The organism is Mesorhizobium sp. WSM3224 (genome assembly GCF_000427725.1).
In the GTDB taxonomy this organism is placed as follows: Bacteria; Pseudomonadota; Alphaproteobacteria; order Rhizobiales; family Rhizobiaceae; genus Mesorhizobium.
The window spans coordinates 202,467-228,218 of the sequence record NZ_ATYO01000008.1 but is presented as its reverse complement, the minus strand read 5'-3'; the positions used below and the strand labels follow the sequence as shown (position 1 = coordinate 228,218).

At 60.7% G+C, this 25,752-nt stretch carries 33 protein-coding genes and 1 pseudogene; 14 read left to right on the top strand and 20 right to left on the bottom strand.

Going from position 1 to position 25,752, the window contains the following annotated elements; all coding sequences use genetic code 11:
- The first annotated feature begins 18 nt into the window (after nucleotides 1–18).
- The 3 genes from YU3_RS0116610 to YU3_RS40630 all read left to right on the top strand — a co-directional run bounded on the left by YU3_RS0116610 (nucleotide 19) and on the right by YU3_RS40630 (nucleotide 791).
- A complete protein-coding gene (locus YU3_RS0116610; protein WP_027167307.1) occupies nucleotides 19–312 on the top strand; it encodes a hypothetical protein in 294 nt (97 codons plus the stop codon).
- Nucleotides 313–367: 55 nt separating this feature from the next.
- On the top strand, nucleotides 368–586 hold the full coding sequence (locus tag YU3_RS0116605) for a hypothetical protein (RefSeq protein WP_027167306.1): 219 nt from the start codon (nucleotides 368–370) through the stop codon (nucleotides 584–586).
- Nucleotides 587–647: 61 nt separating this feature from the next.
- Nucleotides 648–791, top strand: a complete 144-nt coding sequence (locus YU3_RS40630) for a hypothetical protein (RefSeq protein WP_156913493.1) — start codon at nucleotides 648–650, stop codon at nucleotides 789–791.
- Between the two features lie 5 nt (nucleotides 792–796).
- Here the strand turns inward: YU3_RS40630 and YU3_RS0116595 are convergent, their stop codons facing one another.
- The 15 genes from YU3_RS0116595 to YU3_RS0116525 form a co-directional block, all read right to left on the bottom strand.
- Complete coding sequence (locus YU3_RS0116595) at nucleotides 797–2,074, bottom strand: hypothetical protein (RefSeq protein ID WP_027167305.1); 1,278 nt, start codon at nucleotides 2,072–2,074, stop codon at nucleotides 797–799.
- A complete protein-coding gene (locus YU3_RS40625; RefSeq protein ID WP_156913492.1) occupies nucleotides 2,071–2,247 on the bottom strand; it encodes a hypothetical protein in 177 nt (58 codons plus the stop codon). The genes YU3_RS0116595 and YU3_RS40625 overlap by 4 nt, the downstream gene beginning before the upstream one ends.
- Before the next feature lie 4 nt (nucleotides 2,248–2,251).
- A complete protein-coding gene (locus YU3_RS0116585; RefSeq protein WP_027167304.1) occupies nucleotides 2,252–2,554 on the bottom strand; it encodes a hypothetical protein in 303 nt (100 codons plus the stop codon).
- Between the two features lie 183 nt (nucleotides 2,555–2,737).
- Nucleotides 2,738–3,265: a hypothetical protein gene (locus tag YU3_RS0116580; protein WP_027167303.1), complete on the bottom strand. Its 528-nt coding sequence runs from the start codon at nucleotides 3,263–3,265 to the stop codon at nucleotides 2,738–2,740.
- Nucleotides 3,266–3,275: 10 nt separating this feature from the next.
- Nucleotides 3,276–3,575, bottom strand: coding sequence for a hypothetical protein (locus YU3_RS0116575; RefSeq protein WP_027167302.1), 300 nt, complete (start codon nucleotides 3,573–3,575; stop codon nucleotides 3,276–3,278).
- Between the two features lie 19 nt (nucleotides 3,576–3,594).
- Nucleotides 3,595–4,113 (bottom strand): hypothetical protein, encoded by a 519-nt coding sequence (locus YU3_RS0116570; protein WP_027167301.1) that lies wholly within the window; start codon nucleotides 4,111–4,113, stop codon nucleotides 3,595–3,597.
- 365 nt (nucleotides 4,114–4,478) lie between these two features.
- The gene (locus YU3_RS0116565) at nucleotides 4,479–5,063 is read right to left on the bottom strand and encodes a DUF1376 domain-containing protein (protein WP_027167300.1); all 585 of its coding nucleotides are present in this window, start codon (nucleotides 5,061–5,063) and stop codon (nucleotides 4,479–4,481) included.
- A complete protein-coding gene (locus YU3_RS0116560) occupies nucleotides 5,060–5,824 on the bottom strand; it encodes a DUF3102 domain-containing protein (protein ID WP_027167299.1) in 765 nt (254 codons plus the stop codon). The genes YU3_RS0116565 and YU3_RS0116560 overlap by 4 nt, the downstream gene beginning before the upstream one ends.
- A complete protein-coding gene (locus YU3_RS0116555; protein WP_027167298.1) occupies nucleotides 5,811–6,011 on the bottom strand; it encodes a hypothetical protein in 201 nt (66 codons plus the stop codon). Before YU3_RS0116555 ends, YU3_RS0116560 begins: the two co-directional genes overlap by 14 nt.
- Nucleotides 6,011–6,199, bottom strand: a complete 189-nt coding sequence (locus YU3_RS0116550; RefSeq protein WP_027167297.1) for a hypothetical protein — start codon at nucleotides 6,197–6,199, stop codon at nucleotides 6,011–6,013. The genes YU3_RS0116555 and YU3_RS0116550 overlap by 1 nt, the downstream gene beginning before the upstream one ends.
- A gap of 96 nt (nucleotides 6,200–6,295) precedes the next feature.
- A complete protein-coding gene (locus tag YU3_RS0116545) occupies nucleotides 6,296–6,874 on the bottom strand; it encodes a hypothetical protein (RefSeq protein WP_027167296.1) in 579 nt (192 codons plus the stop codon).
- A complete protein-coding gene (locus tag YU3_RS0116540; protein ID WP_027167295.1) occupies nucleotides 6,874–8,256 on the bottom strand; it encodes a tyrosine-type recombinase/integrase in 1,383 nt (460 codons plus the stop codon). The genes YU3_RS0116545 and YU3_RS0116540 overlap by 1 nt, the downstream gene beginning before the upstream one ends.
- Before the next feature lie 487 nt (nucleotides 8,257–8,743).
- Nucleotides 8,744–10,600 (bottom strand): thioesterase domain-containing protein, encoded by a 1,857-nt coding sequence (locus YU3_RS0116535; protein WP_027167294.1) that lies wholly within the window; start codon nucleotides 10,598–10,600, stop codon nucleotides 8,744–8,746.
- Nucleotides 10,597–11,859, bottom strand: coding sequence for an FAD-dependent oxidoreductase (locus YU3_RS36665; protein ID WP_036258680.1), 1,263 nt, complete (start codon nucleotides 11,857–11,859; stop codon nucleotides 10,597–10,599). Before YU3_RS36665 ends, YU3_RS0116535 begins: the two co-directional genes overlap by 4 nt.
- Before the next feature lie 414 nt (nucleotides 11,860–12,273).
- Nucleotides 12,274–12,630: a cupin domain-containing protein gene (locus YU3_RS0116525; protein ID WP_084508105.1), complete on the bottom strand. Its 357-nt coding sequence runs from the start codon at nucleotides 12,628–12,630 to the stop codon at nucleotides 12,274–12,276.
- 153 nt (nucleotides 12,631–12,783) lie between these two features.
- Here YU3_RS0116525 and YU3_RS0116520 point away from each other — a divergent pair, with 153 nt between their 5' ends.
- Together YU3_RS0116520 and YU3_RS39365 are read left to right on the top strand one after the other, a co-directional pair.
- On the top strand, nucleotides 12,784–13,776 hold the full coding sequence (locus tag YU3_RS0116520) for a LysR family transcriptional regulator (protein WP_245273525.1): 993 nt from the start codon (nucleotides 12,784–12,786) through the stop codon (nucleotides 13,774–13,776).
- Between the two features lie 258 nt (nucleotides 13,777–14,034).
- Entirely contained in the window at nucleotides 14,035–14,289 is a 255-nt protein-coding gene (locus YU3_RS39365) for a hypothetical protein (protein WP_156913490.1), read from the top strand.
- Between the two features lie 13 nt (nucleotides 14,290–14,302).
- Here the strand turns inward: YU3_RS39365 and YU3_RS39360 are convergent.
- Nucleotides 14,303–14,502: pseudogene (locus tag YU3_RS39360) on the bottom strand (ATP-binding protein); the annotation flags it as partial.
- 158 nt (nucleotides 14,503–14,660) lie between these two features.
- Between YU3_RS39360 and YU3_RS0116510 the strand changes: the two are divergent.
- On the top strand, nucleotides 14,661–15,347 hold the full coding sequence (locus tag YU3_RS0116510) for an aspartyl/asparaginyl beta-hydroxylase domain-containing protein (RefSeq protein WP_027167290.1): 687 nt from the start codon (nucleotides 14,661–14,663) through the stop codon (nucleotides 15,345–15,347).
- Here the strand turns inward: YU3_RS0116510 and YU3_RS36660 are convergent.
- Nucleotides 15,320–15,667: a DUF982 domain-containing protein gene (locus tag YU3_RS36660; protein WP_051333964.1), complete on the bottom strand. Its 348-nt coding sequence runs from the start codon at nucleotides 15,665–15,667 to the stop codon at nucleotides 15,320–15,322. The two genes, YU3_RS0116510 and YU3_RS36660, sit on opposite strands and share 28 nt — an antisense overlap.
- Nucleotides 15,668–16,156: 489 nt before the next feature.
- Between YU3_RS36660 and map the strand changes: the two genes are divergently transcribed.
- From map to YU3_RS0116465, 8 genes are all read left to right on the top strand, one after another.
- Nucleotides 16,157–16,984 (top strand): type I methionyl aminopeptidase, encoded by an 828-nt coding sequence (gene map, locus YU3_RS0116500; RefSeq protein ID WP_027167289.1) that lies wholly within the window; start codon nucleotides 16,157–16,159, stop codon nucleotides 16,982–16,984.
- A 136-nt stretch (nucleotides 16,985–17,120) separates the two neighbouring features.
- Nucleotides 17,121–17,882 carry a DNA repair protein RadC gene (gene radC / locus YU3_RS0116495; protein ID WP_027167288.1) on the top strand — a complete coding sequence of 254 codons (762 nt, stop codon included), beginning with the start codon at nucleotides 17,121–17,123 and terminating at the stop codon, nucleotides 17,880–17,882.
- 257 nt (nucleotides 17,883–18,139) lie between these two features.
- Entirely contained in the window at nucleotides 18,140–19,024 is an 885-nt protein-coding gene (locus tag YU3_RS0116490) for a cytochrome c oxidase subunit II (RefSeq protein WP_036258676.1), read from the top strand.
- 21 nt (nucleotides 19,025–19,045) lie between these two features.
- Nucleotides 19,046–20,815, top strand: coding sequence for a cytochrome c oxidase subunit I (ctaD, locus tag YU3_RS0116485; RefSeq protein ID WP_027167286.1), 1,770 nt, complete (start codon nucleotides 19,046–19,048; stop codon nucleotides 20,813–20,815).
- Nucleotides 20,812–21,516, top strand: a complete 705-nt coding sequence (locus YU3_RS0116480) for a cytochrome c oxidase subunit 3 (RefSeq protein ID WP_027167285.1) — start codon at nucleotides 20,812–20,814, stop codon at nucleotides 21,514–21,516. Before ctaD ends, YU3_RS0116480 begins: the two co-directional genes overlap by 4 nt.
- Nucleotides 21,517–21,526: 10 nt before the next feature.
- Nucleotides 21,527–22,246 (top strand): heme-copper oxidase subunit III family protein, encoded by a 720-nt coding sequence (locus YU3_RS0116475; RefSeq protein WP_027167284.1) that lies wholly within the window; start codon nucleotides 21,527–21,529, stop codon nucleotides 22,244–22,246.
- A gap of 26 nt (nucleotides 22,247–22,272) precedes the next feature.
- Nucleotides 22,273–22,677, top strand: coding sequence for a cytochrome C oxidase subunit IV family protein (locus YU3_RS0116470; RefSeq protein ID WP_027167283.1), 405 nt, complete (start codon nucleotides 22,273–22,275; stop codon nucleotides 22,675–22,677).
- A gap of 112 nt (nucleotides 22,678–22,789) precedes the next feature.
- Entirely contained in the window at nucleotides 22,790–23,263 is a 474-nt protein-coding gene (locus YU3_RS0116465; RefSeq protein ID WP_027167282.1) for an aminoacyl-tRNA deacylase, read from the top strand.
- Between the two features lie 37 nt (nucleotides 23,264–23,300).
- Here the strand turns inward: YU3_RS0116465 and YU3_RS0116460 are convergent, their stop codons facing one another.
- The 3 genes from YU3_RS0116460 to YU3_RS0116440 form a co-directional block, all read right to left on the bottom strand.
- Nucleotides 23,301–24,119, bottom strand: a complete 819-nt coding sequence (locus YU3_RS0116460) for a DUF2189 domain-containing protein (RefSeq protein ID WP_027167281.1) — start codon at nucleotides 24,117–24,119, stop codon at nucleotides 23,301–23,303.
- Nucleotides 24,120–24,490: 371 nt separating this feature from the next.
- Nucleotides 24,491–24,871, bottom strand: a complete 381-nt coding sequence (locus YU3_RS0116445) for a cytochrome c family protein (protein WP_027167280.1) — start codon at nucleotides 24,869–24,871, stop codon at nucleotides 24,491–24,493.
- Nucleotides 24,872–25,106: 235 nt separating this feature from the next.
- The gene (locus tag YU3_RS0116440; protein ID WP_027167279.1) at nucleotides 25,107–25,631 is read right to left on the bottom strand and encodes a hypothetical protein; all 525 of its coding nucleotides are present in this window, start codon (nucleotides 25,629–25,631) and stop codon (nucleotides 25,107–25,109) included.
- Nucleotides 25,632–25,752: the final 121 nt, after the last annotated feature.

Genomic DNA, 25,752 nt, shown 5'->3' with positions numbered 1-25,752 from the left:
GTTCGGAGTTAAATGCGCATGGCTAAGGGCAGCATCAAAGTTGGCGACGAGGTCGCGATCACGGCAACCGTGCGCAAGCGTGTGACAGAGGATAGGGTCAGCGTACTGATCCCCTCCTACAGCCAACCGCACTCGATCGTGGACACCACACCGAACATCAGCAGCGGTCAGCAGATCGAGTTGAGAGGCCCCGTCACGCGCGTCGACGATGACACAGTGACCGTCGGCGGCAAGGATCTCGGGATCACGGTCAAGCGTAGTGCCGTGCGGCTCGTAACCAGCCATGTGGCGCCTAAGCAGGCGAAGGCCTAGTCCGTCTGGTCCATATATTAGCGAATGCTTGTATTAAATCTCGCCCAGGAGCACAATGCAGATGGAACTTTTGAGGGAGGTTCCGATGCGCTTGCCCCTGGTCGTGATTGCGTTGATTGCCGGCTTCATCCTGTGGGATCAGTTCGGCAATGATGGCGCTTATAGCGCCTATGTGCAGCGAAGCTTCCGACTAGCGTCTGCGGATTTGCCTGGAAGTGGTGGCTGGTGGAAGCCTCCTACAATCACCCTAAAACGGGACGCGCTTAAGCCTTGAGGCTTTGGAAATTAGCGCGCGCTAAAAGAGAAAATTTACCATCCTCGGGCATGCTCTTCGCATGATCGAAAAGAGCCGCGAAGTCCTGTTCATTCTGCTGATCGGCGCCGCCCTCGGGGTGCTAGCGACGACGATCGTCCATGATTGGTGGACCGGCGCCAATGCTTTCTACGAACCGGCTGGGCCCTGGAAGCAGCCAGTCTAATTGCTTCAGCTTAGCGTGATCTTCGGATCGATATAGAACGTGCTCGAGGCCTTCGCGGCCTTCACGCGAAGCAGGATCCAGCCCTTCTGCTGTGGCGTAAAACTGACGTTCAGCTTGAACTTCGTTGTGGAGCCGCCCCATGTGCCTGAACCGGCATCCTGCGCTGCATTGGAGGCGAGGATGTCGGCCTTGCCGTCATTGACGAACGAAGCCAGGGGCGAGCCGCTAGCACCCAGATATTCGACATCGCACCAGATGTCGTCATTGTTCGGAACGGCACCACCACCCCAGATGCCCTGCACCGTCGCCGTGACCGATGAACCGGTGGTATCATTCCAGATGGCGATCGGCAGGCTTTCGAAGGGGAAGTGCTCAGAGCAGTTGGCAGTCGTGACGATCTTCCACGAAAACGACGTCGTTCCGTCGTTGGCACCGCCTGTGAGGACGATCGTCGTTTCGACCGATTGGGTGCCTTCGTACTTGATGAGCCCGTGCTTGTAGTTCGTGCCGCCGGAGTCGACGCGGGTGTACCGGATGTAGCCATACCGCGTCGGGGTTGAGCCAATGGTCGCCGATGCATTGATTTTGCAGTCGACCATCTCGGCGCGCATCACCTGGTTAGAGGCAGCGCCGAACAGAATTCCGGTAAGCGCGCTGAGATCGACGCCATCGAGATAGATGTTACCGATCGCGGTGGAAAAGAGGGTCGACGGGAGCGTCGCCCCCTGGATGGCAGACGGGGTATTTCGCCAGACGAACTCGTTATCGATCAGCATGGGCTGCGAGACCGATCCAAACTGCAGCGTCGTGTTTTCCAGAATGGTTTTGGTGCCGCTCTGCTGCTGCGCGTAGTTGCCACCGGAGCCACTGAGCCTCAGAGCGCAGTTACGGAACTTCAGGAAAACGCGCGGATTCCAGCAGAGGTTGAACATAGCCGCCGAGGTGATGGCGAAACCATCATAGACGGTGAAACTATCTGAGGAGTCGAAGGCCAGTCCCGATCCCGATGATGATGTGATTACCGCAGTGGTGCGAAGATCGGCCGAGACTGGCGGTACGGAGCCGGCATGGTCGACGCAGATCACCTTGACCGGCGCCGTAACGGTGCCTGGCGAAGTGTGCTTGAGCAGCGTGGCAGATGTCTCGGAATGGTCTTCCGACACATAGATGGTATCGCCGGCGGCTGCCGCCGTGAGCGCCGCCAAGACGGTCGTGTAGGCGTTGGCCCAATTCGTGCCGTTGGCGGATCCGGCTGCGCTGGAGCGGACGTAGCGAAGCGTCATGAAAGGCGCGCTCCTAGGCCGAAGTGACCGACGACCGTTCCCCAGGCATCGGCGATCTGTTTTTGTTGAGGGGGGATTGGGGTTGCGGCGGGTTGCTTCTCGACGCGCTCGGCATCGGCCGGCTGCGAGTCCGCTGGCTCGATGACCAAGTTCACCCGATCGGCCGCGCCCATGGCGTCAAATCCTCCCGCTGCGGCCGAGCAGCGCAAGCTCGTTCATGTATGCGCGCATCTGGCCGTGCTTCGAGGCGGGGAAGCGCGCCGGCCATGCCTCGAACTCCTCCCAAAGCGAACAGAATGCGACGGCACAAGGCTCCCTGAAAATGTCGATCCAAGGGGCGGGTGCGATGAACCTGTCCCAAGCTGTGCTGGCACCGCCACGCAGCCAAGCGGGCTTGATCAGTCGACCCTGCGCAATACCGTGGTCGGCTGCGACCAGCCCATGCCGATCGGCGCGATAGCTGCCTTCGATCAGCCTCAACCTGCTCGGAAGAGGTCGCTTACCGCGCTTCATGAATTAGGCCTCCAAAATTTTAATTTGCCAAAATGCGTACTTTCGATCGGCGAGCGGTCTGACGTTTTGCCGGTTTTGAACCGAAACGCCCGCCCCCCTATCCGAAAAGTAGAGGTCGGCGTTTTGGCCCCGGGGGTGCAACGTTTGACTTCAAAACATGCGCCTCCAAGGTCCTGCCGGCTCTGCCTCATCCATTGCCGCTTGCGGGAACAGATCCTCGACATACCGAGGCGCATCGTAGTCGGCTGCGATGCTGGCTAGAGCGTCTTCCCATTTGGCCGGCTCAAAGTGGCGGTAGAAATCGGCGCCGGCATAAATGTGGATGTCTGCGTCTTCGGCGACCTCGACATTCATGTGGATGCTTATGCCGTCTTCGCAACGCACCACTGACACCCAGTCGACCGTCATGCCGTCGCGCACCACTCTGGTTATGTCCGGCAGCAAGCGCACCCACAGGTGACGCAATGTTGCGAGTTCGTCCGACGATATGGCCTGCTGCTGTTCAATGTTGGCAGGTTGGTTTGCGGTATCTGCCTTGACGCATTGATCGATCGCCCAGCCGCACAGTTCCTTGTGGCGGGTCTCGATGGCGTACCGATCGGCGCCTCGTGCCTGAAGCACTGAAAGCTCACCGGCAATATGCGTGTCTAAGTCCGCCATGAACGTCACCACATCCATCGAGGCCCGCTCAGACCCGCTCGCCGTAGCGGCGCTGATAGTTGTCCTTCAGCAATTTGACGGCCTTGCTGTTTCCTTCGGTCAGGCCAGCACGTTCAAGTCGACGGATATGTTCCAGATCGACGGTCTTCTTGGCTTGGTCGTACAGCCGCACGACGCGAACTGGCTTGGGCTGTGGCCGGACGCTTGTCAGTTTCACCGGCTTCAAAGGTGCGGTGAGCCTAATCGGCCGCAGCGGCGCCGCCGCCTTCGCATCTGCGGGTCGCTGCATCTTCCCGGCGCTGCTCATATCGCGTGTCAAATAAGTCATCTCTCGATCTCTCCTTCAGTCAGTCGACGGCGTTGAGGATCTTGCGCAGCATGCCGATGCAGTGCGGACCAAGCAGGGCCTCGCATCGGCTGGGCATTTTGCTGGGAAGCTTTGTGCGCGCCTCAATGCTGGCCGCATAGAACAGGGCTCCGATGCCGATAAGGTCTTCGAGCTCGTCGATCTTCGCGGCTATCGCAGCGCGATAGCCATCGATCTTTGGCCTAAGCGCGGCCAATTCATCGTCGAAGGCCTTGCGTTGCGCTTCGAGCGACTGCTGCGCCTCCCGTTCTTTAGCCTGGAAGGGCGCGATCTCCTGGCCGGCCTGGTCGACTTCCGCGGCGGTGATCGTCGGCGGTATGCCCGGCTGCTGGCCAAAATACTGTCGGTGCATTTCGCGATGCCTGGAACGAGCGGCCTCAAGCTCTGCGGCCGACTCGCGCCACGCTCGCTCCGCCTCGGCGATCGCCGCTGGCTTCGGCGGGATCTTCAGAATTTTGGCGAAGTCCATGTCGGCCGCCTTCGGTGTTTTCGCGAGCATGTTGCCCCTCCTGTTCGATTGAGAATTTACGCCCGGAAGCGACCGCGGCGGATAACGCGTTAATGGCTGTTCGAATGATTGCGCTTGCTAGGCGCTTACGGTTACGACTGCCGACCTCGTCGACCGCGCCGGCCTCGAGCATCAGGCTGACGATCAGGTGATCTATTTCGAGCGGAAGAACGATCGCGCCTGTCGCCTCACGCACTTTGCGACGCTCGCCGCGCGCGTGACTGAGCCGGCGCTGCCGCTCAAGCCGCTCTTCCGGCGTTCCTATCGGCGGGCGCCCGCGAGCCATCAGGCGATCCCGAAAATCACGGCCAAAATGGTGGCAAAGGCCAAGGCGGTCAGGACGGCGGGGGCGATCATCATCCGCCCCTCGATGCTGTCGCGTAGGTGTTGGCGGCGTCGTCACCGAGCGCGCCTGTCTTCCGCAGATGCTCCTCCGCTTCTGCCATTGACATCGTGAGAACGTTGGCTTCTCTCGCGCGCGTAAGCGCTACTTCATCTTCCTTTCTTTCCGGAGCAGAATCTTCTGGTGCTGGTGCTGGTGCTGGTGCTGGTGTGCATTGCTCAAGCATTGCTTTAGGCATTGCTTCGAGCATCCTTGGAGCATTGCTTGAAGCATTTCGCCTCCATCGAGCATCCGCACCTTTCCTGGCTCGATCGATGGCGATTTCACGCTTTACTGCTGCTGCTTCCCGCTCATCGTCGAGCCGCGGCAACCGCCATCCGTCATCGAACAGCGAGCAGATTGCGGAGCGGACGGCCTCCCAACGATCGGCATCGACGCCGGTAATCCGCATCAGTCGGACATCGTCATCTGGCAACATCGCGTGCTGCCAGTAGTGCCGGCGCAACCGCTCAAAGGCGCCGAACTCTTCGGCGCTAAGGTGCGAGGTCATGGCAGCCTCGTCGCCGATGTAGGTTTTCATCCAGGCCAGATCGGTCATGCGGTTGCGACCTCCCTGAATGTGTTTCCGGTGACGAACGGCGCCAAGACGATTATCGGGATCTGACGATCCACCTCGCCAAACCGCCAATCGGCGATCGGAAGGGAGAACCGGCGGGTCAGGAAGTGCACGATGATGTTGATCGGACGATCGCCTGCGACCTCTACGAAAGGCAGCATCGGCCGCCTCGATACTATGCACTCCTCCTCGCTGTCATCCCCGGTCACGATCATCCCGGCGTGGTAGTAACCGCGGTGCTGGTGATCTTCCCAGACGTAGGCGATGCCGCGACCTACTGGCGTCTCGCCCTCTTCGGCGTCGTAGATGAAAAGCGCCTTCTCAAAGGTCGGCAGTTGCCATTTCGACATGAATGCCAAAGCGGCGCCTATGCCTCCCAAATCGGACACGGTGTCCGATTCGAGCCCAGACCGGGCAAGCTGCATCAGGCGGCGCGCGCGGCGCTCATGGATGCCGGCGCGGCCGAGAAACGGCAGCCACTCGCCATGCTGGCAGGCGGCTTTCGCATCGATGAGCATCTGGCCGGCATCCATGGCTCTCAAAACGCTGGTGCGCTCGGCCGTGTCTGCCTCGACTGCAGCCATACGTACACGCTCGGCAAGGTCGGCCAAGATGTTCGAGAGTTGAAAAGACGCGGCATTCCCGCTATTTTCCACACCATCAACTGCTTTCTGATCTGCTTCGAAATCCACCCGGTTGCCGCCTGCCAGCGGCGCCGGGTGTTCCATGTCAGGCGGCTGCATCGGCGCCTCCTGCCCTGACCGCGTTGGCCAACCTGACCGCAACGCAAGCCGCCTTGGGATCAAGGCCGAAACGGCGACGCAGCTCCGGTACAGCCGGACCGCGCTGCTGGCGCGCAGTTTCGACGAGGAAACGTGCGGCTTCTTGGATGATGAAGTCGTCGGGTTCGCGATCTTCTTGCGGGGCCATTATGCGGCCTCCCGAACCGGGAGCGCTTTTAGGAAGGCGGAAAGATCGTCGGACAAAATGATTGTCCGGCGGCCGGCCTTTCGCGCAGTCAGTTTGCCGAGCTTGATGTTTTCGAAAATCTTGGTGCGTCCGAGGCCGGACCGGGCAACGGCCTCATCAATTGTTAGGCCTAGCTTGCCGTCGTTCATTAGCGTGCTCCATGACGTGGTGAAGTTCATGGAGCGGTAAAATACTCAGGCTTTTCCTGAGCGCATCAAGTCTTTCTGAAAATGACAGGCGCGATTTCAGCGTGACTTTTTCAAATAGCCCAAGATAGGGGTCACGATCATCACCACACTGCTCGGGGCCTCACCCGAAGCCACAAGGAGAATTTCGACCAATTGACACAGAGGCCCGCCGGGCTTTTTGTCAACGGCCAGTCCCGCGTCTCTAACAATAAGACCGAGCCGGAGTGCCAGAAGGTGGCGCGGGTTTACCTGTTGTCCTTTCGGAAGGTACTTCCTCCCGTGTGGAAGTAGCGCGCCGACGGTAGAAAGGGCATCATAGAGCGTTTTGAGACAGTCGCTGTATTCGGGCGGTCCTACTTGCTCTACCGCCACCCCAAGGTTGTTGCCTCTGAGCCAGGCAACATCTTCGATCAGATCGGCAATACGCTCCTGCATGCCGGTATAACGTTTTTCGATTGCCTGGCCGTCCGGCTGCGCGTCAGACGCATCCCGCTGTAGAAGATACCAACCGAATTCGCTTTCGATTTTGGCCATCGGCAGTTCGGGCCACCGCGTCGCGATTTCATCGCGCGGTCTTTTCGGCAAGGGTGCCAGCCAGCCGGCGACGTTCTCGACTTGGAATTGTTTACGCGTCATCACTCCTGACCCCGGCGCATCGAAACTACGTTGTCGCCTTCCTTCGGCAAGAGAGGTACGACGGCTGCCGCTGCAAGGTCTTCCAAGCCATCAGCAATCCACCGGCCATAATGCCGTTCTATCATCGGAACGGACGTGTCGTGGAGCGCCGCGACAAGCCTGATCGGCAAGTTTGCCCGGATGCCGCGTACGATCGAGCTGTGCCGGAGGCCGTAGGGGATCACAGCCGGCATCCCTGCCCTGTCCCGGATTTCATGCCACGGGCGCTGCAACTCGCTTGCGAACTGCCAGGGACCACGCCCTGCCCTTTCCCAACCGATCGATCCGGGAACCTGTTTGCTGCGCCAGCGCTCCAGCAAAATCTCGTCGTTGCCTCGGCCGGTCGTCGCCGGGAGTAGCGCATCCAGCACATCCTTGCCGACCGGAACCGGGACGCTGGCGATTTTGCCGCCACGTCCTTTGCGAGAGCTTGGGACCATGAGGCGAGCCTGCGCCCGCTGCACGTCGCCGACCTTCATGCGGGTGATCTGCGAGAAACGGGCACCGGTGGCGGCGAGCACGACGACGAGCCGGAATAGATCGCCATCCCAATTCCCTTCGGTATCGACTGCCCGGGCGGCGGTGAGCAGTTTGCCGACCTGGCCGGCCGTGAGGATCTGATTATCTCTGGCAAGCGGCGCGGCATCTTCGCTGTCGATCTTTTCGGCTTTCAGGCCATGCTTGATGATGGCCGGCAACGTCGGGTCCAAGCGCTCGCGATGCGCGGCATAGGCGCCGTTCAGAGCGGCTTTGAGATCATTGATAAGACGTTGCTCCGTCGAGCCCTTCAACTCCCGCGGCAAAGCCTTGCGCCATTCCAAGAGGTCGCTCTCCTTCAGGGCATGCAAACCGACATTGGCAAGCGGCGCGGCCGGGACGGCTTCCTGCTTCCCGCGCTTCCCCTGGCCGAGCACGTACCGCCGCAATCGCTGGCCAGCGTCTGACCGCACTGTACGGCCCTTCCGCCGGCTATCCCTGGCGTCACGCTCGGCGACATAGGTTTCGACGGCGAGGCGCACCGTAAGCACTGGACCGGCAGCGGCGGCCTTCGCGTCCTGCCGCGCCTTGGTGACGATCTGGCGACCCTGTGCTTCCGCCTGTGCGAAAGTCAGCAATCCGTCCGTAGGCTTGTCGTTGACATCGTTGGCGGGTCCGATCGGCGCCTGAAGGTAATTTGCACCAGCGCTGTGGTTTCGCCACCGCGCGAACCATACGCCACCGCGCCTGCCTCGCCGATACCAGATTGCCGCATCGGCATCGAGCCGGCGGGCATACTCCCCGGCAGGCAGCTTTGAGCGCGCGCTTGCCGTGGTGATCGGGGCTTCTTTGAGGGTCTTGGCCATCGCGTTTCCGCCGTGTTGTTTCGAGAACACGTCGAATATACGTCGAATAAACGTCGGTGTACAGCGGTGAACGCTAGAGAACGAAACCCTTGTGAAATAAGGATTTCAGCGAACTTAGGTGAATAGGAAATGGTCGAAAAGTCAGCCCTTTCACGGCGGTAACAGGGGTTCGATTCCCCTTGGGCGTACCAGCTTCCAACGGTCTCGATTCGAAAGCATGAAGTTCTCCTCGCTCAGTCAAAGAGGCGAGAATGAACTTGCGCGCGGGCTACGACCTATCTTACGGGCACCCGCAGTTCGAGCCTCCGATCGATCGGGAACCATAGGGCCGGCTCCTCGCACCGGGTCGGGACATCGTCGACCATTGGCACGTAAGGAGCATCGCACTCATTGCCGAGCTGGCGGACATAGCGATCGTAAGTGTTCGGTCTCGCGGACGAGAACGCCAGAGCACGCGTTCAGCGAGGGGGACCGTTTTCGCTCGTACTCAGTCGAGTGCGTCGAGGTCGATGATACTGCCAACGGAATCCGGAACCGCAGCAGGTGTTGTCCCGCCCGGGAACAAACTGCGCAACGCTCCGACCGGGTCGCGGCCGGAACCGAGCGCCAACCGACAGGTCGGAGTCACGCGGGCGTTGACTTCGATCAGATGCGCAGCACCCTCAACATCAAGAATAAAGTCTATCCCGACGAGTCCCGTCAAATGTAGGTGATCCATAATCTTGCCGGCGGTAGTAACAATTCCAGGATGGTCGATCACGCGCACGATCCTGGCCGGGCCGTTTTTATACTGAGTCTCCAAAACCTCCACAGCCACTGCCGCCAACACTCTCCCGTCCTTAACCGCGAGGGCAACGTTGGCATCTCGCCCCGCCACGTAGACCTGGGCATTTACGCCAGGCCTGCGGCGATGCCACAGGTCCCGCAGGCAGTTGGGATTCGCATGGACAATGGCGCGTTTTATGATGCGGAGTGGGCTCGGGCCACGCGCGAGGCGTCGCCATGCCCGGACAGCTTCTGCTCGGTCGTTGACGATAGCCACTCCTCTGCCACCCCAACTTCCGTCCGTTTTTAGCACGACTGGGAATCCGTGGTCTTCGATCCATTTGTCGAGTTCGGCAAGGTTGTCGACAGGTCGCATTGGCGGCGCATCAACTCCAGCCGCGCGCGCGATGTCGATCATCTCCGAGCGAGAGATATCCGGCCAGAAACTTTGAGATCCGGCGCCCCCAATACTCCGAACCAGGTCCAAGGCAGGCTCATCACAGGGAAGGACCAGATCCGGATCACTGCACTCGATCAGGGACTTTAGCGTGCGCTCGGGATGCAGCCATGGCATGCGGTACAATACTGGATTTGACTGGCGATGCATGGGATGCCGCCACGGACAAAGCGCTGCTACCCGAAAGCCTGCGCGAGTGAGGGACTCGGCGAGATCTGCGGTTGCCGACCATCGAAAGGTAGTGACGATGAGAGCAAGAGGCTGTTGCCCGCGTCCTCCTTGCGCCAAGTGCCTGTCGACCGCCCGTCCCAGGAGTTTGAGCGATGTTGGATTGCGCACGAGGTCAAGGTGATCGCCGGCGATATCTTCGACGAGGAGTTTCCTGCTTATTGGCCGCCAGAGGTCTGACGGCCGGCAGCCAAACATCGTCGTTTCGGCAGCCTCCACGAGCGCGAGGGAACTCGGATAAAGCGAAGGAGCGTAGGCGCGCAACGCGGCGACGTTAGCGGCAGCAATTGTCGTTGCGGTGGACGTGCCAGATACTGGTGGCAATTCCCGCCATCTCGACCAGAACCGTTGCGCTAGCCGTCCGGCTCGGAAAGCAAACTCCCTCAGGGCAATGGCCGGCGGCTGCCGGCGGATTTGAGCGAGGTGGGCTCCGGTCCGGCGTGCTTGCCCGATCCACCACGCCTTGGCAGGCCAGAACTTCTGATCGTAATATGCATCGATTAGGATCGGCGGTTCCAACACCTCACCTGCCCGCCTCAACTGCCGTGCCACTTCCACGGCAACGAGGGCCCCGAATGAATAACCGACCAGCCGATACGGGCCATGCGGCTGGATGCGGCGCAAGGCGGCGACAGCATAAGTTGCCTGGCGATCAACAGCTTCGGCGCTTTCGCCGTCGGGCAAGTAGGAAAGGCCGAAAATACGCCCGGACGTGGTCAGCCGTTCAGCCAAAGGCGCCAGTTCGCGAGCCTCGCCTCCCGTGCCTGGAAAGAGGAACACAAACTCGTCGCCTGCGCCATCGCGCAAGAGTTCCAACGGCAACACTACCGCTCGGGCTCTGTCGGCTGTCAACGTTGGACCATCTTCAAACTCGAGAGTGGCGGTGTCATTCATGATCGGATTGCTTGTGGCACCCTGGCGCCCGCTACGAGAGCATGCCGGCTCCCCCGGGCCTTCTCTAAATGCCTGCTAAGCCGTCGAGCTGCATAATCCGCGCCAGCAACAAAACGCATCAAGGGACCGAAACTCCCAGCAGCGGTCAATCCTGTGGCGTAAAGGCCGGCAACCGAAGTCTCGAAATACTGCGATAGGATCGGCACGCCTGCCGAATGGCGGATGGCTTGTCGTAATCTCCGGTCGAGAAAATGAAGGCGCTCGATTTGAGGCCAATAGCCTGTCGCAGCGATCACATGCTCGACCTCAAGGCTCTTCAACGAACCCGATTCGTCTCGCAGTTTTAGGCAGATATGATCGCCGGCCAATCCAGCTTCTTCAAGGTGTTGTGCGACAAGGACGTTGGCTCCGCTGAGCACTTTGTCACGAAGATACCATGCTGATCGGGGGCCGAGGTGGCGACGCAGGATGGCCAGCCGCAAGCGATCCGGCAACTGGCGGTACATCTGCGGCATATTGCACGCAAAATGGGATCGCCAACCCGGGCCCAGCGGGGTTCCAGGGTTCGTGAACCGGCTCAGCAGTGTCGGCCGACCTCCGGTTGGCTCCGAATTAAAACGAATGCTGCCCGCCCGCGCGACAATTGTCGTGGTGGCCCCCACGTCAATTAAGGCCGCGGCCAGATCGATCGCGGAGGCGCCTGCTCCCAAGATGGCGACGTTGCGCCCAGCGAACCGATCCACACGGCCGCAGTCGGCGCTGTGACTGACTAACGAAGCAGGTAGGCCCATCAATTGTTTCGGCATTACTCTGAAGTGCGTTACGCCCACCGCCAAGACGACGCATCGGGCGAGCAAAGTTTGGCCTTCTCCGACCGTCAGCCTGAACCCGTCGCCGCTTCGCTCGACATGCTGGACATCTGCGGTCTCGAGATAGGGTACAAACCGTCGCTGAAATTCGAGACCGTACGCAACGAAAGTCTCGAGTGATACCGGGCGTTCGGTATCGTGGTAGGGAATGCCCCTATCCCGGCAAAACTCGGCCAAGCTCGCCCCTGGAGCAGGCGCCGACAGGTTGGACGCGAAGCCATCGGATTTAAGCTTCATGCCGGCCGGCATGGCATCGGTCCAAGTCTGAAGCGGCCGTCCGAAGATCCGAATACTGCGGTCGCTCGCGCCAATATTTGCGGCGACGGACAGACCATACGGGCCCGCCCCTATAACGGCGACATCTATGCTCGATTGGCCGACTACGGTCATTTTTCACCTCAGGCCGTGAAGCCCCTCATTGCCACAGCACCGCTCTCTCGCCGGAGAACTTAAACACTCTGAGTGATTCCCGACCCCAACTAGGAGAACCGCCTGCCAGTGAACACGACGCACCGGTCTATTCCGTCCTCAACAAGTAATGTTTCGATATCATCGCCGCCCGCCCAACGACCGAAACAGTGAGCGGTAGAGTGCTACATCGTTAGTTTGTGTGCTGTACCACCGATGGTTATAAGGGCTCTGTCGCAGACCTGAAGTGTTGAGGCGGTTTTGCCACTTTGGCGATCCGTCAGGCAGCGAGAATTTCGAGCCAGTGCGGCCCGGATCGGCGACCATTTTCTTTGCAACCCGGCCAACGCTTAGTCCCGATGAGGGATCCGAAAGGCGGCCTGTCTTCTTGCCGTTTCACCAGGCCGCGCCCAGAGGTGGGCCTGCAAAGGTCAGGCCGAAACGCGATCCGATGGCTGCGATCTGATCCATGTCTTCAGGGATTCGGCATTTGTGTTTCGCCATCTCGGCGAAGAAGCCTTCGAAGCCGCCGGGTGTCATGATGGTGAGCATCCTGGCGGGTCGGTCGCCAAGCACCCGGAATGCATGCTCGGTTCCGCGCGGAACGTGCACGACACAGCCCGGGCCGACTATGCGCGTTTGACCGTTCATCCAGAACTCTACTTCGCCCGACTGTATTTGGAAGGTCTCGTCTTCGTCGTTGTGGATGTGGCGCGGAGGGCCATAGCCAGGCTGATCGAGGCTTTCGAACATTCCGAGCCGCGAAGCCGTTTGTTCCGCGGTCAGGCAAATCCTGTAAGACGTGCCGAGCCACTCGACGCTATAGGGTACCGAAGCACCAGCCACCGAAACCTCCCGCCATCCGACGCATTTCGATGCGGGAAATTGCCAGAATCGATTTCATAATTGAAATCGATAGGTCTTATAAAATATATTTGGCAGATGAATTTATCGAATTTCGACCTCAACCTTCTGCGGGTACTCGACGCACTGCTGCACGAGCAATCGACCGTAAAGGCCGCGGAAAGCATCGGACTGTCGCAGCCGGCGGTTTCGGCCAGTCTCGGACGGCTCCGAAATTTTCTGGGCGATCCGCTGTTTGTGCGCGAAGGGCAGCGCATCGTGCCGACGCAATACGCCCGGGGTCTCGAACTTCCGCTTCGCCGTATCCTGGATGAATTGTCGGCGCTGCTTGCCGGGCCTGGCAGCTTCAATCCAGCCGACGCCGAGCAAAGTTTCAAGATCGCAGGTTCGGATTTTTTTGCCGAGATGCTGATGCCTCCCTTGGCCAATGCAATCTCCCAGCTTGCTCCAAAAATACTGATCCAACTGGTGGACCTTGTGCCCGACGACTATGTCGGCACGCTCGAAAAGCATGGCATCGACCTTGCCCTCGTTCCCAAGACCGATTTCCCCACCTGGATCGACTATCTTCCTGCCTTCCGGTCGACATTCGTGTCGATTGCCCGCGCGGGGCATCCAAGGATCGAGCGCGCAAAGGTGAAGCCGGGAGACGTTATTCCGCTCGACCTGTTCTGCGACCTCGGCCATGTCGTCTTTTCGCCCGAGGGCAAGCTCAAGGCCATGGGCGACGCCGCGCTGGCTCGGATGGGGCGCGAACGACGAGTGGCCATGACAATGCCGGTGTTCGGCGGCGTCTGTAACGCAGTGGCGGGAAGCGATCTGGTCGCGCTCGTACCGGAACAACTCGCGCGCAAGGTGGCATCCCGCTTGGGGCTGGCGATCTACATTCCGCCCATGCAGATCAATCCTGCCCTCATCTGCGTCGTGTGGCACAAACGCAATACGACCGATCCTACACACCGCTGGCTTCGGGAAGTGGTGCTGAAGCTGCTCTCGCAACTGAGTGCCGGCGAAACCGACAGCCCGAGCCTATGAACCGCCACACCTGACATGAAATGGCGGGCCAACGAAATGCGCCGTCACGGCGCCCCGCATTGTCGGAACCCAGCGGAACCATTTTCGAGGACAGGAAGACAGCAGCATATTCCGGCCCACGGATCGAGCATTTACAGGCGATCGGCCCACCAGCCTCAGTAAGCGGAAACGCGCTGTTAACGTCGTTCGTGGCCGAGAGGAGCCGGCGTCAACCCGAAGGTGTAATCTTCTGCTCGCCCTTCAGCCATGGAGGCGGGAATGAACTTGCTTCGAACAGTGCTGTTTTGCGCGGCCATGACCGGCCTGGCGGGGCTGCAGCCCGTCCGCGCCGAGGACAAGCCTGCCCAGCCGAACGGGGACGCGGCGCAAAAGCAGCTGCCGGCCATACATTGCGAGGGGCAGAATTGCCTGCCGCCGAAGAACGACCCCGCCCTGGAGTGCAAGGGACAGGATTGCACGCCGGCTCCAGCGACCGACCAGCCGAGCGGCCCGGTGATTGAAAAGGCCAAATAGGCAATCGGTCCCGTTAGGAAACGACGTCGAAGACCACCGTCTGCTGCAGTCCTCCCCCCGCCTGTTCTCCAGCGTGATCGTTCCGCCGTAGCGTTCGATGATCTCCTTGGCGATGGCGAGACCGAGACCCGCGCCCGCGATGAATTGCGTACGCGCCGAATCGACCCGGAAAAACGGCTCGAAGGCTTTGTTCAGGAGGTCCACCGCCAGGCCCGAAATCATCGATGTCCGCACCGGTCCGCGCTTCGCATCGAAGGCCCAGTGAGACCCGAGGCACGATGTCTATCGGCCGTTAACGGCTCGAACAAATCTCCGTGAGGGATGCCGGCAAGCAATATCCCACTATATAACAGCGTCGTCGAGGTAATGAGATGTCGAGCGCCTACGATCTTGGAACCGGTCTGGTCCGCCGTATCTATGAAAAGCGCATAGATGCACCGGCGATTCTTGATACCGGTACGCATTTTCCCAATGCGGCGAAGTTCACCGCCGCCTGGCAGAGCATCCGCGATGAAGCTCTCGCGGTTAAGCTGAACAAGGTTCCGCGCTTCCACGACATCATGCCCGAGCAGGCCGGAATCTCGGCCAATGACGGTCTCGACTGGCGCATGTTCGTGCTCAAGGCGTACGACATGTCCATCCCGGAAAACATCGCGCGCATGCCGATCCTCAGCAGGCTGCTTTCGCAATGCCCCGAGGTCAAATCGGCGGCTGTCTCGTTCCTGGCCCCTCGCAAGCACATACCGCCACACCGCGGACCTTTCCGCGGCATCATTCGTTTCCATCTTGGCCTGGTCATTCCGAAACAGCCGGACGGCCGACCGGCAACGATCATGATGGTCAACCACCAGGAAAGGCGCATCGCCGACGGCGAATGCATGCTCTGGGACGACACTTTCGAGCACGAAGTCATGAACAACTCGGACCAGCCGCGCGTCGCGCTCCTGCTCGACGTGTGGCGTCCGCAAATGCCGCTGGATATGGAAATCCTGTCACGCGTGATCGTGCGCGGCGTGCAGGTGGGAATGCGTTATCGCGGCGTGTCGTTCGGCGGCTGATAGCTGTGATCGCGCGCTAAGCGCGCGTCGCGATACGCCCCTGCCCTGCTGCCAAGCTTGCCGGGGAACATCGCGTCCCTCGCAAGCAGGCCGCTGACACGGCAGTAAGCCGCGAAGGCGCGGCAGGCTTCCTCGGTGCCGGCGACATCGACCGTCGCGCCGAAGCAGGCATTAAATGCGGCTTGGTAGACCTTGCCTTGCCGGCGCTTCGGCCAGTCCTGCAGGAAATCGAGCGCCTGCTCGACGCTGTAGATTTCCTCGACGGGCAGGCCGGGCGCGGGCGTGATACGCACCGGCACCTCGAATTGCAGTCTGTCCATTCCCTGTCTCCCGAACGGCAGCCTCAGCAACGCCGTTCGACATGAAAAGTTGCTTGAGCGGTCTTCTGACTCAGGAATGTGACCTCAGTGCGATCAACACTTCGTTCGCCGGTAGATCGGTACCCGGCCCCGGCCGCCTCAACGCGCATTGCCGATGCCGGATTTCCAACGTATTGCCGGGCCGGCGCAGCTGTCGTGGGCGGAACACAAGCGAAATCCGGGTCGAGTCCCTCATCAAGAGCTATGGCGACACGACCGCGCTGGACGGCGTTTCGCTGGACTTTTCCGCAAGGCTCATTCACGGCTACTACTGGTTGGCCGGGTCAGTCTCCGCGGGACCCGCCCTGACCCATGGAATGGCCGAAGGAAAGCCACGATGGACGCCGCAATCGCACTTCGTCCTTGAACCTTGCGGCTTCCGGTGCCAAATCTGGAACAGATTTCTCGCTCTTCGCTCCCTTCGAAGCCGAAGCCGGCAAACGGACAAAAATGGTTACCTATCTCGACGCTTCCACGGCCCCCCTTCGAAATACCGGCCAGATCCGCCTCTATGCTGAGGAAGGCTTTGCCGGCATGCGCAAAGCCTGCGATCTCACAGCGCGCTGTCTTGACGAGCTTGTGCCGATGGTGAAGCCCGGCGTGACGACGGAAACCATCGACCGCTTCGTCTTCGAATTCGGCATGGACCATGGCGCGCTGCCGGCGACGCTCAACTATCGCGGCTACACCAAGTCGTCCTGCACCTCGATCAACCATGTTGTCTGCCATGGCATCCCCGACAACAAGCCGCTGAAGGAAGGCGACATCGTCAACATCGACGTCACCTACATCCTCGACGGCTGGCACGGCGATTCCTCGCGCATGTATCCGGTGGGTACGATCAAGCGCGCCGCCGAGCGCCTGCTCGAAGTGACCTATGAATGCCTGATGCGCGGCATCGCCGCGATCAAGCCGGGCGCCCGCACCGGTGCCATCGGCGCCGCGATCCAGACCTATGCCGAGGCCGAGCGCTGCTCGGTGGTGCGCGACTTCTGCGGCCACGGCGTCGGCCAGCTTTTCCACGACGCGCCGAATATCCTGCACTACGGCACCGTCAATGAAGGCGTCGAGATGCGGCCCGGCATGATTTTTACCGTCGAGCCGATGATCAATCTCGGCCGCCCGCATGTGAAGGTGCTCTCCGACGGCTGGACCGCCGTGACGCGCGACCGCTCGCTGTCGGCGCAATACGAGCACACGATCGGGGTAACCGACACCGGATGCGAGATCTTCACGCTGTCGCCGAAAAAGCTCGACCGCCCCGGCTTGCCGGGATAGAGCGGATCATCGTTTCATGGAAACGATGGCCCGCCCTATCCGCTTGTTTTCGCGCAATTCCGAACGGAAAACCGCTTCACACTTTTCCTGGAATTGCTTTAAGTTTCAGCCAAGCCTTTTGGGGGGACAGGCAGGAATGGGCAAAGTCGAGGACGAGCGGGCGTTCTTTTCCGAAGGCTGGATCGAGCCGCCGCAAAAGTCGGTGAAAAAGGCGGCCGCGGAAGACAAGCCCCACTATCACGGCCACCGCGACCGCCTGCGCGAACGCTTTGCCGCCGGTGGACCGGACGCCCTGCCTGATTATGAACTGTTGGAACTCCTGCTTTTCCGTCTGATCCCGCGCGTCGACACCAAGCCGATCGCCAAGGCGCTCATTGCCCGTTTCGGCTCGCTGGCCGAAGTGCTCGGCGCGCCGGCATCCCTGCTCGAGGAGGTCAAAGGCATCGGGCCGGCCGTGGCGGCCGATCTCAAGGTCATTGCCGCGACGGCCCAGCGCATGGCCCGCGGCGAGGTGCGCGGCCGCGAAGTTCTGTCCAACTGGACGCAACTGCTCGACTATTGCCGCTCGGCCATGGCCTTCGAGAGCCGCGAGCAGTTCCGCATCCTGTTCCTCGACAAGAAGAACGGGCTGATCGCGGACGAGGTGCAGCAGACCGGCACCGTCGACCATACGCCGGTCTATCCGCGCGAGGTGGTGAAGCGAGCGCTCGAACTCTCCGCCAGCGCCGTCATCCTGGTGCACAATCATCCTTCGGGGGATCCCACACCTTCCCGCGCGGACATCGAGATGACCAAGGAGATCGTCGAGACCGGCAAGCGGCTGGGCATTGGCGTGCACGATCACATCATCATCGGCCGCAAGGGCAACGCCTCGATGAAGGGGCTGCTGCTGATCTGACGCATGTCGCCCAAAAGTGCGCAGCGGGTTTTGGGAAAGCGACATGCGCAAATACAAAAGTTTGAAGCGCATCGCCTGAATCCGTTTCAGCGCGACGCGCTTCAAGGCCCAGCCCACCGCCCGAAGCTACGGCGCAAAAGCAGCGTTTTGCCAATCACATAGTCGGCTCTGGAATTTCAACGGGAAATCGAGCATGATGCGGCTTGGTATTTCGGTCGGATGTTTCGCGCTCCGGTGAAATACCGGGAGGACGGGACATGGCCGTTGTGCTTGTACTCGTTTTGGTCGTCGTGGGCTCGGTGTTATTCCACCTCCTGAGCCCATGGTGGTGGACGCCGATTGCCTCGAACTGGGACTATATCGACAACACCATCATCATCAGCTTCTGGATCACCGGCATCGTCTTTGCCGCTGTCGTGCTTTTTATGGCCTATTGCGTCTTCCGCTTCCGGCATCGGGAAGGCAGCCGCGCGGCATATGAACCGGAGAATAAGCGGCTCGAATGGTGGCTCATGGTCGTCACCGCGGCAGGCGTCACTGCCTTGCTGGTCCCCGGCCTGTTCGTCTGGAGCCGCTTCGTCACCGTCCCAAGCGATGCGACCGAGATAGAGGTTGTCGCGCAGCAGTGGCAGTGGAGTTTCCGCTTGCCCGGCAAGGACGGCAGGCTCGGTACTTCGGACACTCGCGACGTCACCGCTGACAATCCGTTGGGCATCGCCCCCAAAGATCCAAACGGCCAGGACGACGTCGTGGTCGAGGCCACCGATCTGCATCTTCCGGTCGGCAAGCCGGTCAAGGTGCTGTTGCGCTCGATCGACGTGCTGCACGATTTCTACATCCCGGAATTCCGCGCCAAAATGGACATGATCCCCGGGTCGGTTACGTATTTCTGGTTCACGCCAACGAGGACCGGGACCTTTCAGGTTTTGTGCGCCGAACTCTGCGGCCAGGGACATCCGCTGATGCATGGCGTGGTCATGGTCGACACCGAGCAGGACTATCTGGCTTGGCTCGGCCAGCAGCAGACCTTTGCGCAATTGTCTGCGCCCAAGCAAACGGGCTCGGCGAACCAACCGTCAGGAAAGACGATGGCGTCCGGTTTGGACGTCGCGGCAAAGCTCGAAACGCTTGAGGCTCGCTGAACAGGGCGCGGAGGTGCTCCCATGGTCGACGTCACACCCGCAGATGCCGTTCCACCCGCCGAAGTCGGGGAGATGGAACTCTACCACCCGCATAGTTGGTGGACCAAATACGTCTTCTCGCAGGACGCCAAGGTCATCGCCATTCAGTATTCAGCGACGGCAACGTCGATCGGCCTGGTGGCGCTGGTGCTCTCCTGGCTGATGCGGCTGCAGCTCGGCTTCCCCGGCACGTTCGACTTCATCACCCCAGAAGCCTACTACCAGTTCATCACCATGCACGGCATGATCATGGTGATCTACCTGCTCACGGCGCTTTTCCTTGGCGGCTTCGGCAACTACCTCATCCCGTTGATGGTCGGCGCCCGCGACATGGTTTTCCCCTATGTCAACATGCTGAGCTACTGGATCTATCTGCTGGCCGTTCTGGTTTTGGTGTCGAGCTTCTTCGCGCCGGGCGGGCCGACAGGCGCCGGGTGGACGCTCTACCCGCCTCAGGCCATCATGTCCGGAACGCCGGGCGGCCAGGACTGGGGCATCATACTGATGCTCTCTTCGCTCATCCTGTTCATCATCGGCTTCACCATGGGTGGTCTGAACTATGTGGTGACGGTGCTGCAGGGCCGCACGCGCGGCATGACCTTGATGCGCCTGCCGCTCACCGTCTGGGGCATCTTCACCGCCACCGTCATGGCGTTGCTCGCCTTCCCGGCACTGTTTGTCGCGTGCGTGATGATGCTGCTCGACCGCGCGCTCGGCACTTCCTTCTTCATGCCGGCGATCGTCGAGATGGGCGAGCAGTTGCAGCACAATGGCGGCAGCCCGATCCTGTTCCAGCACCTGTTCTGGTTCTTCGGCCACCCGGAAGTCTACATCGTGGCGCTACCGGCCTTCGGCATCGTGTCCGACCTGATCAGCACGCATGCGCGCAAGAACATCTTCGGCTATCGCATGATGGTCTGGGCCATCATCGCCATCGGCGCGCTGAGCTTCGTGGTCTGGGCGCACCACATGTATGTCAGCGGCATGAATCCCTATTTTGGCTTCTTCTTTGCCACCACCACCTTGATCATCGCCGTGCCGACCGCGATCAAGGTCTATAACTGGGTGTTGACGCTCTGGCGCGGCGATATCCACCTCACCATCCCCATGCTGTTCGCGCTCGCCTTCATCGTCACCTTCGTCAACGGCGGCCTGACGGGTCTTTTTCTCGGCAACGTCGTCGTCGACGTGCCGCTCTCCGACACAATGTTCGTCGTCGCCCATTTCCACATGGTCATGGGCGTCGCGCCGATCCTGGTGATCTTCGGCGCGATCTATCACTGGTATCCGAAGGTCACTGGACGACTGCTGGACGAGACGCTCGGCCGCTTCCATTTCTGGGTCACCTTCATCGGCGCGTACCTGATCTTCTTCCCAATGCACTATCTCGGCCTGATGGGCGTTCCGCGGCGTTACGCCGAGCTGACCGACATGACCATAATGACGGAATCGGCGCATCATCTGAACTCGTTCATCAGCATCATGGCCTTCATCGTCGGCTTCGCGCAGATTGTGTTCGTGTTCAACCTGATCTGGAGCATCCGCCATGGTCGCGAGGCCGGCGGCAATCCGTGGCGTGCAACGACGCTCGAATGGCAAACGCCGCAGACGCCGCCGGCGCACGGCAATTTCGGCAAGGAGCTGCCGATCGTCTATCGCTGGGCCTATGACTACAGCGTGCCGGGCGCCAAGGAGGACTTCATCCCGCAGAACGTGCCGGGCGCCTTCGCTCCGTCCAGGGAGCCGGCATGAGCGTCATCCTGGTCTTCCTGCTGGTGATCGCCGGCTTTGCCGGATGGTGGCTTTCGCACCAGCGGCTGATGGCCAAGCCATGGCTTGAGCAAGGCATGGCCGGCGACTTCGTCGGCTTCGACCGATCGGCCCTGCCTACCGCCAAGATCGGTCTCGGCGTCTTCCTCGCCGTCGTCGGCTGCCTGTTCTCCCTGTTCACCAGCGCCTATTTCATGCGCATGGGCCTGCCGGACTGGCAGCCGCTGCCGCTGCCGCGCCTGCTCTGGCTCAACACCGGCGTGCTCGTATTGAGCAGCGTCGCGCTGCAATGCGCGGTGATCGCCGCGCGCAGAGGCCAGACGGACATGGTCAGGCTCGGTCTTGCAACGGCCGGACTGACCGCCCTCGCCTTCCTTGCCGGCCAGCTGATGGCCTGGCGGCAGCTGACCGAAGATGGCTACCTGCTGGCGTCCAACCCGGCCAACAGCTTCTTCTATCTGATCACGGCAATGCATGGCCTGCACATATTGGGCGGTCTGATCGGCCTTGGCAGGACGAGCGCCAGCGCCTGGAACGGAGCGCGGCCGCAGCGGCTCAGCCTCAGCGTCGAGCTCTGTGCCATGTATTGGCATTTCCTGCTTTTCGTCTGGCTCTGCATCTTCGCCGTTTTGGCCGGCTGGGCGGCGACGTTCATCGACATTTGCCGGAAATTGCTGACCTAGGAGGCAGGCGATGACGGAGACGACCGTGACGCATACCGGCCAACCGGATCGCCCCAAGGGCTGGCGGGGAATTACCGCCGACTGGGCCTCGGATCAGCGCGCATTCAAGAACGTGTCCTGGGGCAAGGCCATGATGTGGATCTTCCTGCTCAGCGACACCTTCATTTTCGGTTGCTTCCTGCTCTCCTATATGACCGCGCGCATGTCGACACGTGTGCCCTGGCCGAACCCGAGCGAGGTCTTTGCCCTTCGCATCGGCGGCTCCGATATCCCGCTTATCCTTATCGCCATCATGACCTTCGTGCTGATCTCGAGCAGCGGAACCATGGCCATGGCGGTCAATTTCGGCTACCGTCACGACCGCCGCAAAACTGCGATCCTGATGCTTTTGACCGCCGCGCTCGGCGCGACCTTCGTCGGCATGCAGGCCTTCGAATGGACCAAGCTGATCACCGAAGGGGTCCGGCCCTGGGGCAACCCGTGGGGAGCCGCGCAATTCGGCTCGTGCTTTTTCATGATCACCGGTTTCCACGGCACCCACGTGACGATCGGGGTGATCTTCCTCGTCATCGTGGCGCGAAAGGTCTGGCGCGGCGACTTCGACACCGGTCGTCCCGGCTTCTTCACCAGCCGCAAGGGCCGCTACGAGAATGTCGAGATCATGGGACTCTACTGGCACTTCGTCGATCTGGTCTGGGTGTTTATTTTCGCCTTCTTCTATCTTTGGTGAGAGGCAGGCTTTGTCGAGAGGAAGATATGGCTGAAGCAACCGCAAACGGTCTCGGACAACACGCACTGCACGCCACCCATGCGGAGCAAGCGGCTGCGACAGCGGTCGCTCGCCCCGAGGTCCATCAGGAGCACCCGATCAAGCTCTACCTGGTGGTCTGGGCGTGGCTGTTCATTCTCAGCACCTGCTCCTATCTGGTCGACTATTTCGGTATCCACGGCTACCTCAGATGGTCGCTGATCCTGATCTTCATGATGCTCAAGGCGGGACTGATCGTTGCCGTCTTCATGCACATGGCCTGGGAGCGGCTGGCGATGATGTATGCGATCATCCTGCCGCCGATACTGGTGCTGGTTTTCGTGACGATGATGGTCTTCGAGGCCGACTATACGCTGCTGACCCGTATCGCACATTTCGGGCCCGGCCCCTGACGGTTCGGACACCGCCGCAACAAACCAGCCGGGAATAGCCGATGCCTCGAAACAACAGGCCAGCGGGTTCGTTTTGGTATGCGTCGTGAAACTCGAGCAAAGGACGCGGAAAATGACGATAGCAAACAGACTGAGGAATTTTATCGACGGCAAGGGAATTCCGTACGACACAGTCGCCCATCATCGGACCGCCACCAGCAGGCAGGCCGCCATCGCCGCGCATGTGCCCGGCAGTATCATGGCCAAGTCCGTGGTCGTTCACCACGAGCTCGGTTATGCGCTGGCCGTGGTTCCAAGCACCCACAGGATCGAACTCGCCAGGCTGCAGGACGTCATGGACAGGCGCCTCGGGCTCGCTTCCGAGGACGAGGTGGTATCGCTCTTCGATGATTGCGACATCGGCGCCGTGCCGCCGATCGGCGCGGCCTATGATGTGCCGGTCATCCTGGACGAAAGCCTCGGCGACGCCGCCGATATCTATTTCGAGGGCGGTGACCACAAGACGCTCGTGCATGTCAGCGGCAAGGATTTCCGCGAGCTGACTACAGGCGCGCGTCAGGCACGGTTCAGCCACCCGGCCCCGTGAGAGCGCCAGCGCTCCGCCGGTGCTCTCAAAGGTTCGCTCAGTTCGCGGGTCTTGGGGCGGCCGGCGGCTCCAACACCTTGCGGTACACATGCCAGGTGGCATGGCCGAGGATTGGCAGCACTACCGCCAGCCCCGCGAACACAGGCAGCGAGCCGATGATCAGCCCAATGGCGACGATAAGTCCCCAGACCGCCATCGCAATCGGGTTGGCCAAGACCACGCGCACCGACGTGTGGACGGCTTCGTAGGCGCCGACATCGCGATCGAGCAGCAGCGGGAAAGCGACCACGGTAGTGCACAACACGACCACGGCGAACACAAACCCGATCGCGTGACCCAGTATGATCAGCGTCCAGCCGCTCCCGGTCGCGAATATCTCGGTTATGAAACTGGACAGTGACGCTGGCGGCTCGGATCCGAACAGATACTCGTAGAAAAGCTTTGCGGTCAAAAGCCACATGATGAAGATCGCAAACAACATGATCCCGACTGCGGCTATGGCCGGCACAGCCGGGGAATTCCTGACCTCGAACGCGTGGCGCCAGGACGCATCGAGCCCGGCCTCCCGTCTGCGGCTGATTTCGTAGAGTCCGATCGCTGCGAATGGACCGATCAGCGCAAAGCCGGACACGAGCGGAAACAGCAGCGGCAAGGCGTTTGCTCCCGATGTCCAGGTGGCAAGCACCACGCCGACAAGTGGATAGATCATGCACAGGAACACGATGTGCGAGGGCTTGACCATGAAGTCGTCGACACCGTGTCTGAGCGCATCGAAAAGATCGGAAACGCCGATCTTTCTCACCCTGGTATGCTCCAGCGTTTCGCTGGCGCCTGCAATCACGTGAAAGCTTGCCATGGCCATCCTCCAGATAGGCTCCGGCAAGGTCGCGGATTTCACGGTGCTAGCGCTCTGCGAGACTGGCCACGCAAACCGCGACCTGCACTGACGCCAACATACTTCTTTACGCCCGATTTGTCGCCTTCCGTCAGCGCCGGCTAATGGTCAGCCGCAGCGGGTGCTGGCTCCAGAGGTTCTTTTTCGGTATTCTCGGGGTGCGAAGGTGAACGTCATGGATACTCGGACGCTTCTCATACTCGGCCTTGGCATCGTCATTCTGCTGTTGTTGGGGTTCTTCGCGCTGCCGGCATAACGCGACATCTCAACAGCGCAATTGCCGGCCTTGTCCTTCGGCGGGCGACCACCAAATGGGAACCTGCAACGGCTGCCTACTTGGAAAACTGTTTCAGGTAAGCGATGACGTTGGCAATGTCCTTGTCATCCTTGAGGCCGGGAAACGTCATTTTCGTCCCTTTGACCATCGCCTGGGGGGCGTGAAGGTAGGTCGTCAGGGTCGGTTCGTCCCATTTGACGCCGGATTTGCCAGCCGCGGTCATGGCCGCGGAATAGCTGAATCCCGGATGCGTGCCGGCCGTGCGGCCGATGACGCCGTTCAATGAAGGACCGACTTTGTTCTGGTCCTTGTCCGCGACATGGCAGACCTTGCATTTGGTGAAGACCTTCTCGCCCGCCGCAGCATCCTGGGCCTGCGATGAGCTCACGAAGGGGGTCGTGGCGGACAAGACGATGAAAAGCGCAATTGCACGCATCGCATTTCCTCTCTGATGGTCGTTTACGTCGGACGATCCGCGCCAGGCCGGCCCGCTGGCATACCCTGCATAGGAGGCGTCCGCGTCTCTTCAGTGGAATTGCGGCACCTACATACCACAGAATCGACCAAACAGGTAAAAAAAGCCAATTTTTGCGAAGGCTTAGGTGTGCTCCGGGGAGACTAGCTGCCCCAGAGGGGGCAAAGCGGTGCAAGCCTGTTCTGAACGGCAACGCTCAAGGCGGATCGGTTTTGCAGCTTGCCGCGATCCGGCCGATCGCCTCCGAGAGACCCGCAAGTTCGAAATCGGCCTCGCCGCGTCCCGACAGCAGGCCGAAGCGCCATGACAGTGTCAGCCGGTTCGCTGAAACCAGACGCTTGATGCCGTCGTCGCCATCCCTGACCAGCGTTCTGCGGCGTGGGCCGACCTCCCAGCTTTCATCGGTTTTGCCGCCACCGTCGACAATGACGGAGATGGTGATCTTGCGGCTGGCGGAGACGGCATCGTTGAGCTGAAGCCATTCGCTCCAGCGTGGCTCGCCATCCGGCCGGCAAGCCAAAGTCAGCACCGGACTGTAGCCCAATGCCCCACCGCCGGTGATCAGCTTGTTGCTGGCATGGAGCGACGCCGTGATCTGGCCGTCATCGCCGGCGCCGACGCTCCAGTTGCCGAGATTAGGCTCGGCCCTGGCGGCGCCTGCGGCGGCAAACAAGAACGCCGCGGCAACGACCACGTCTCTCATCATGAACCCCAGCCTCACCAATGCCTCCAGATGCCCGCGGATGCGATGAAGCGCAGATAATGTTCAACGGTTGGTATCGCCAGCGTCAGACCATCAAGACAAGTTGCCTGTGTTGCCGCGCCGCCACAATGAGATACTC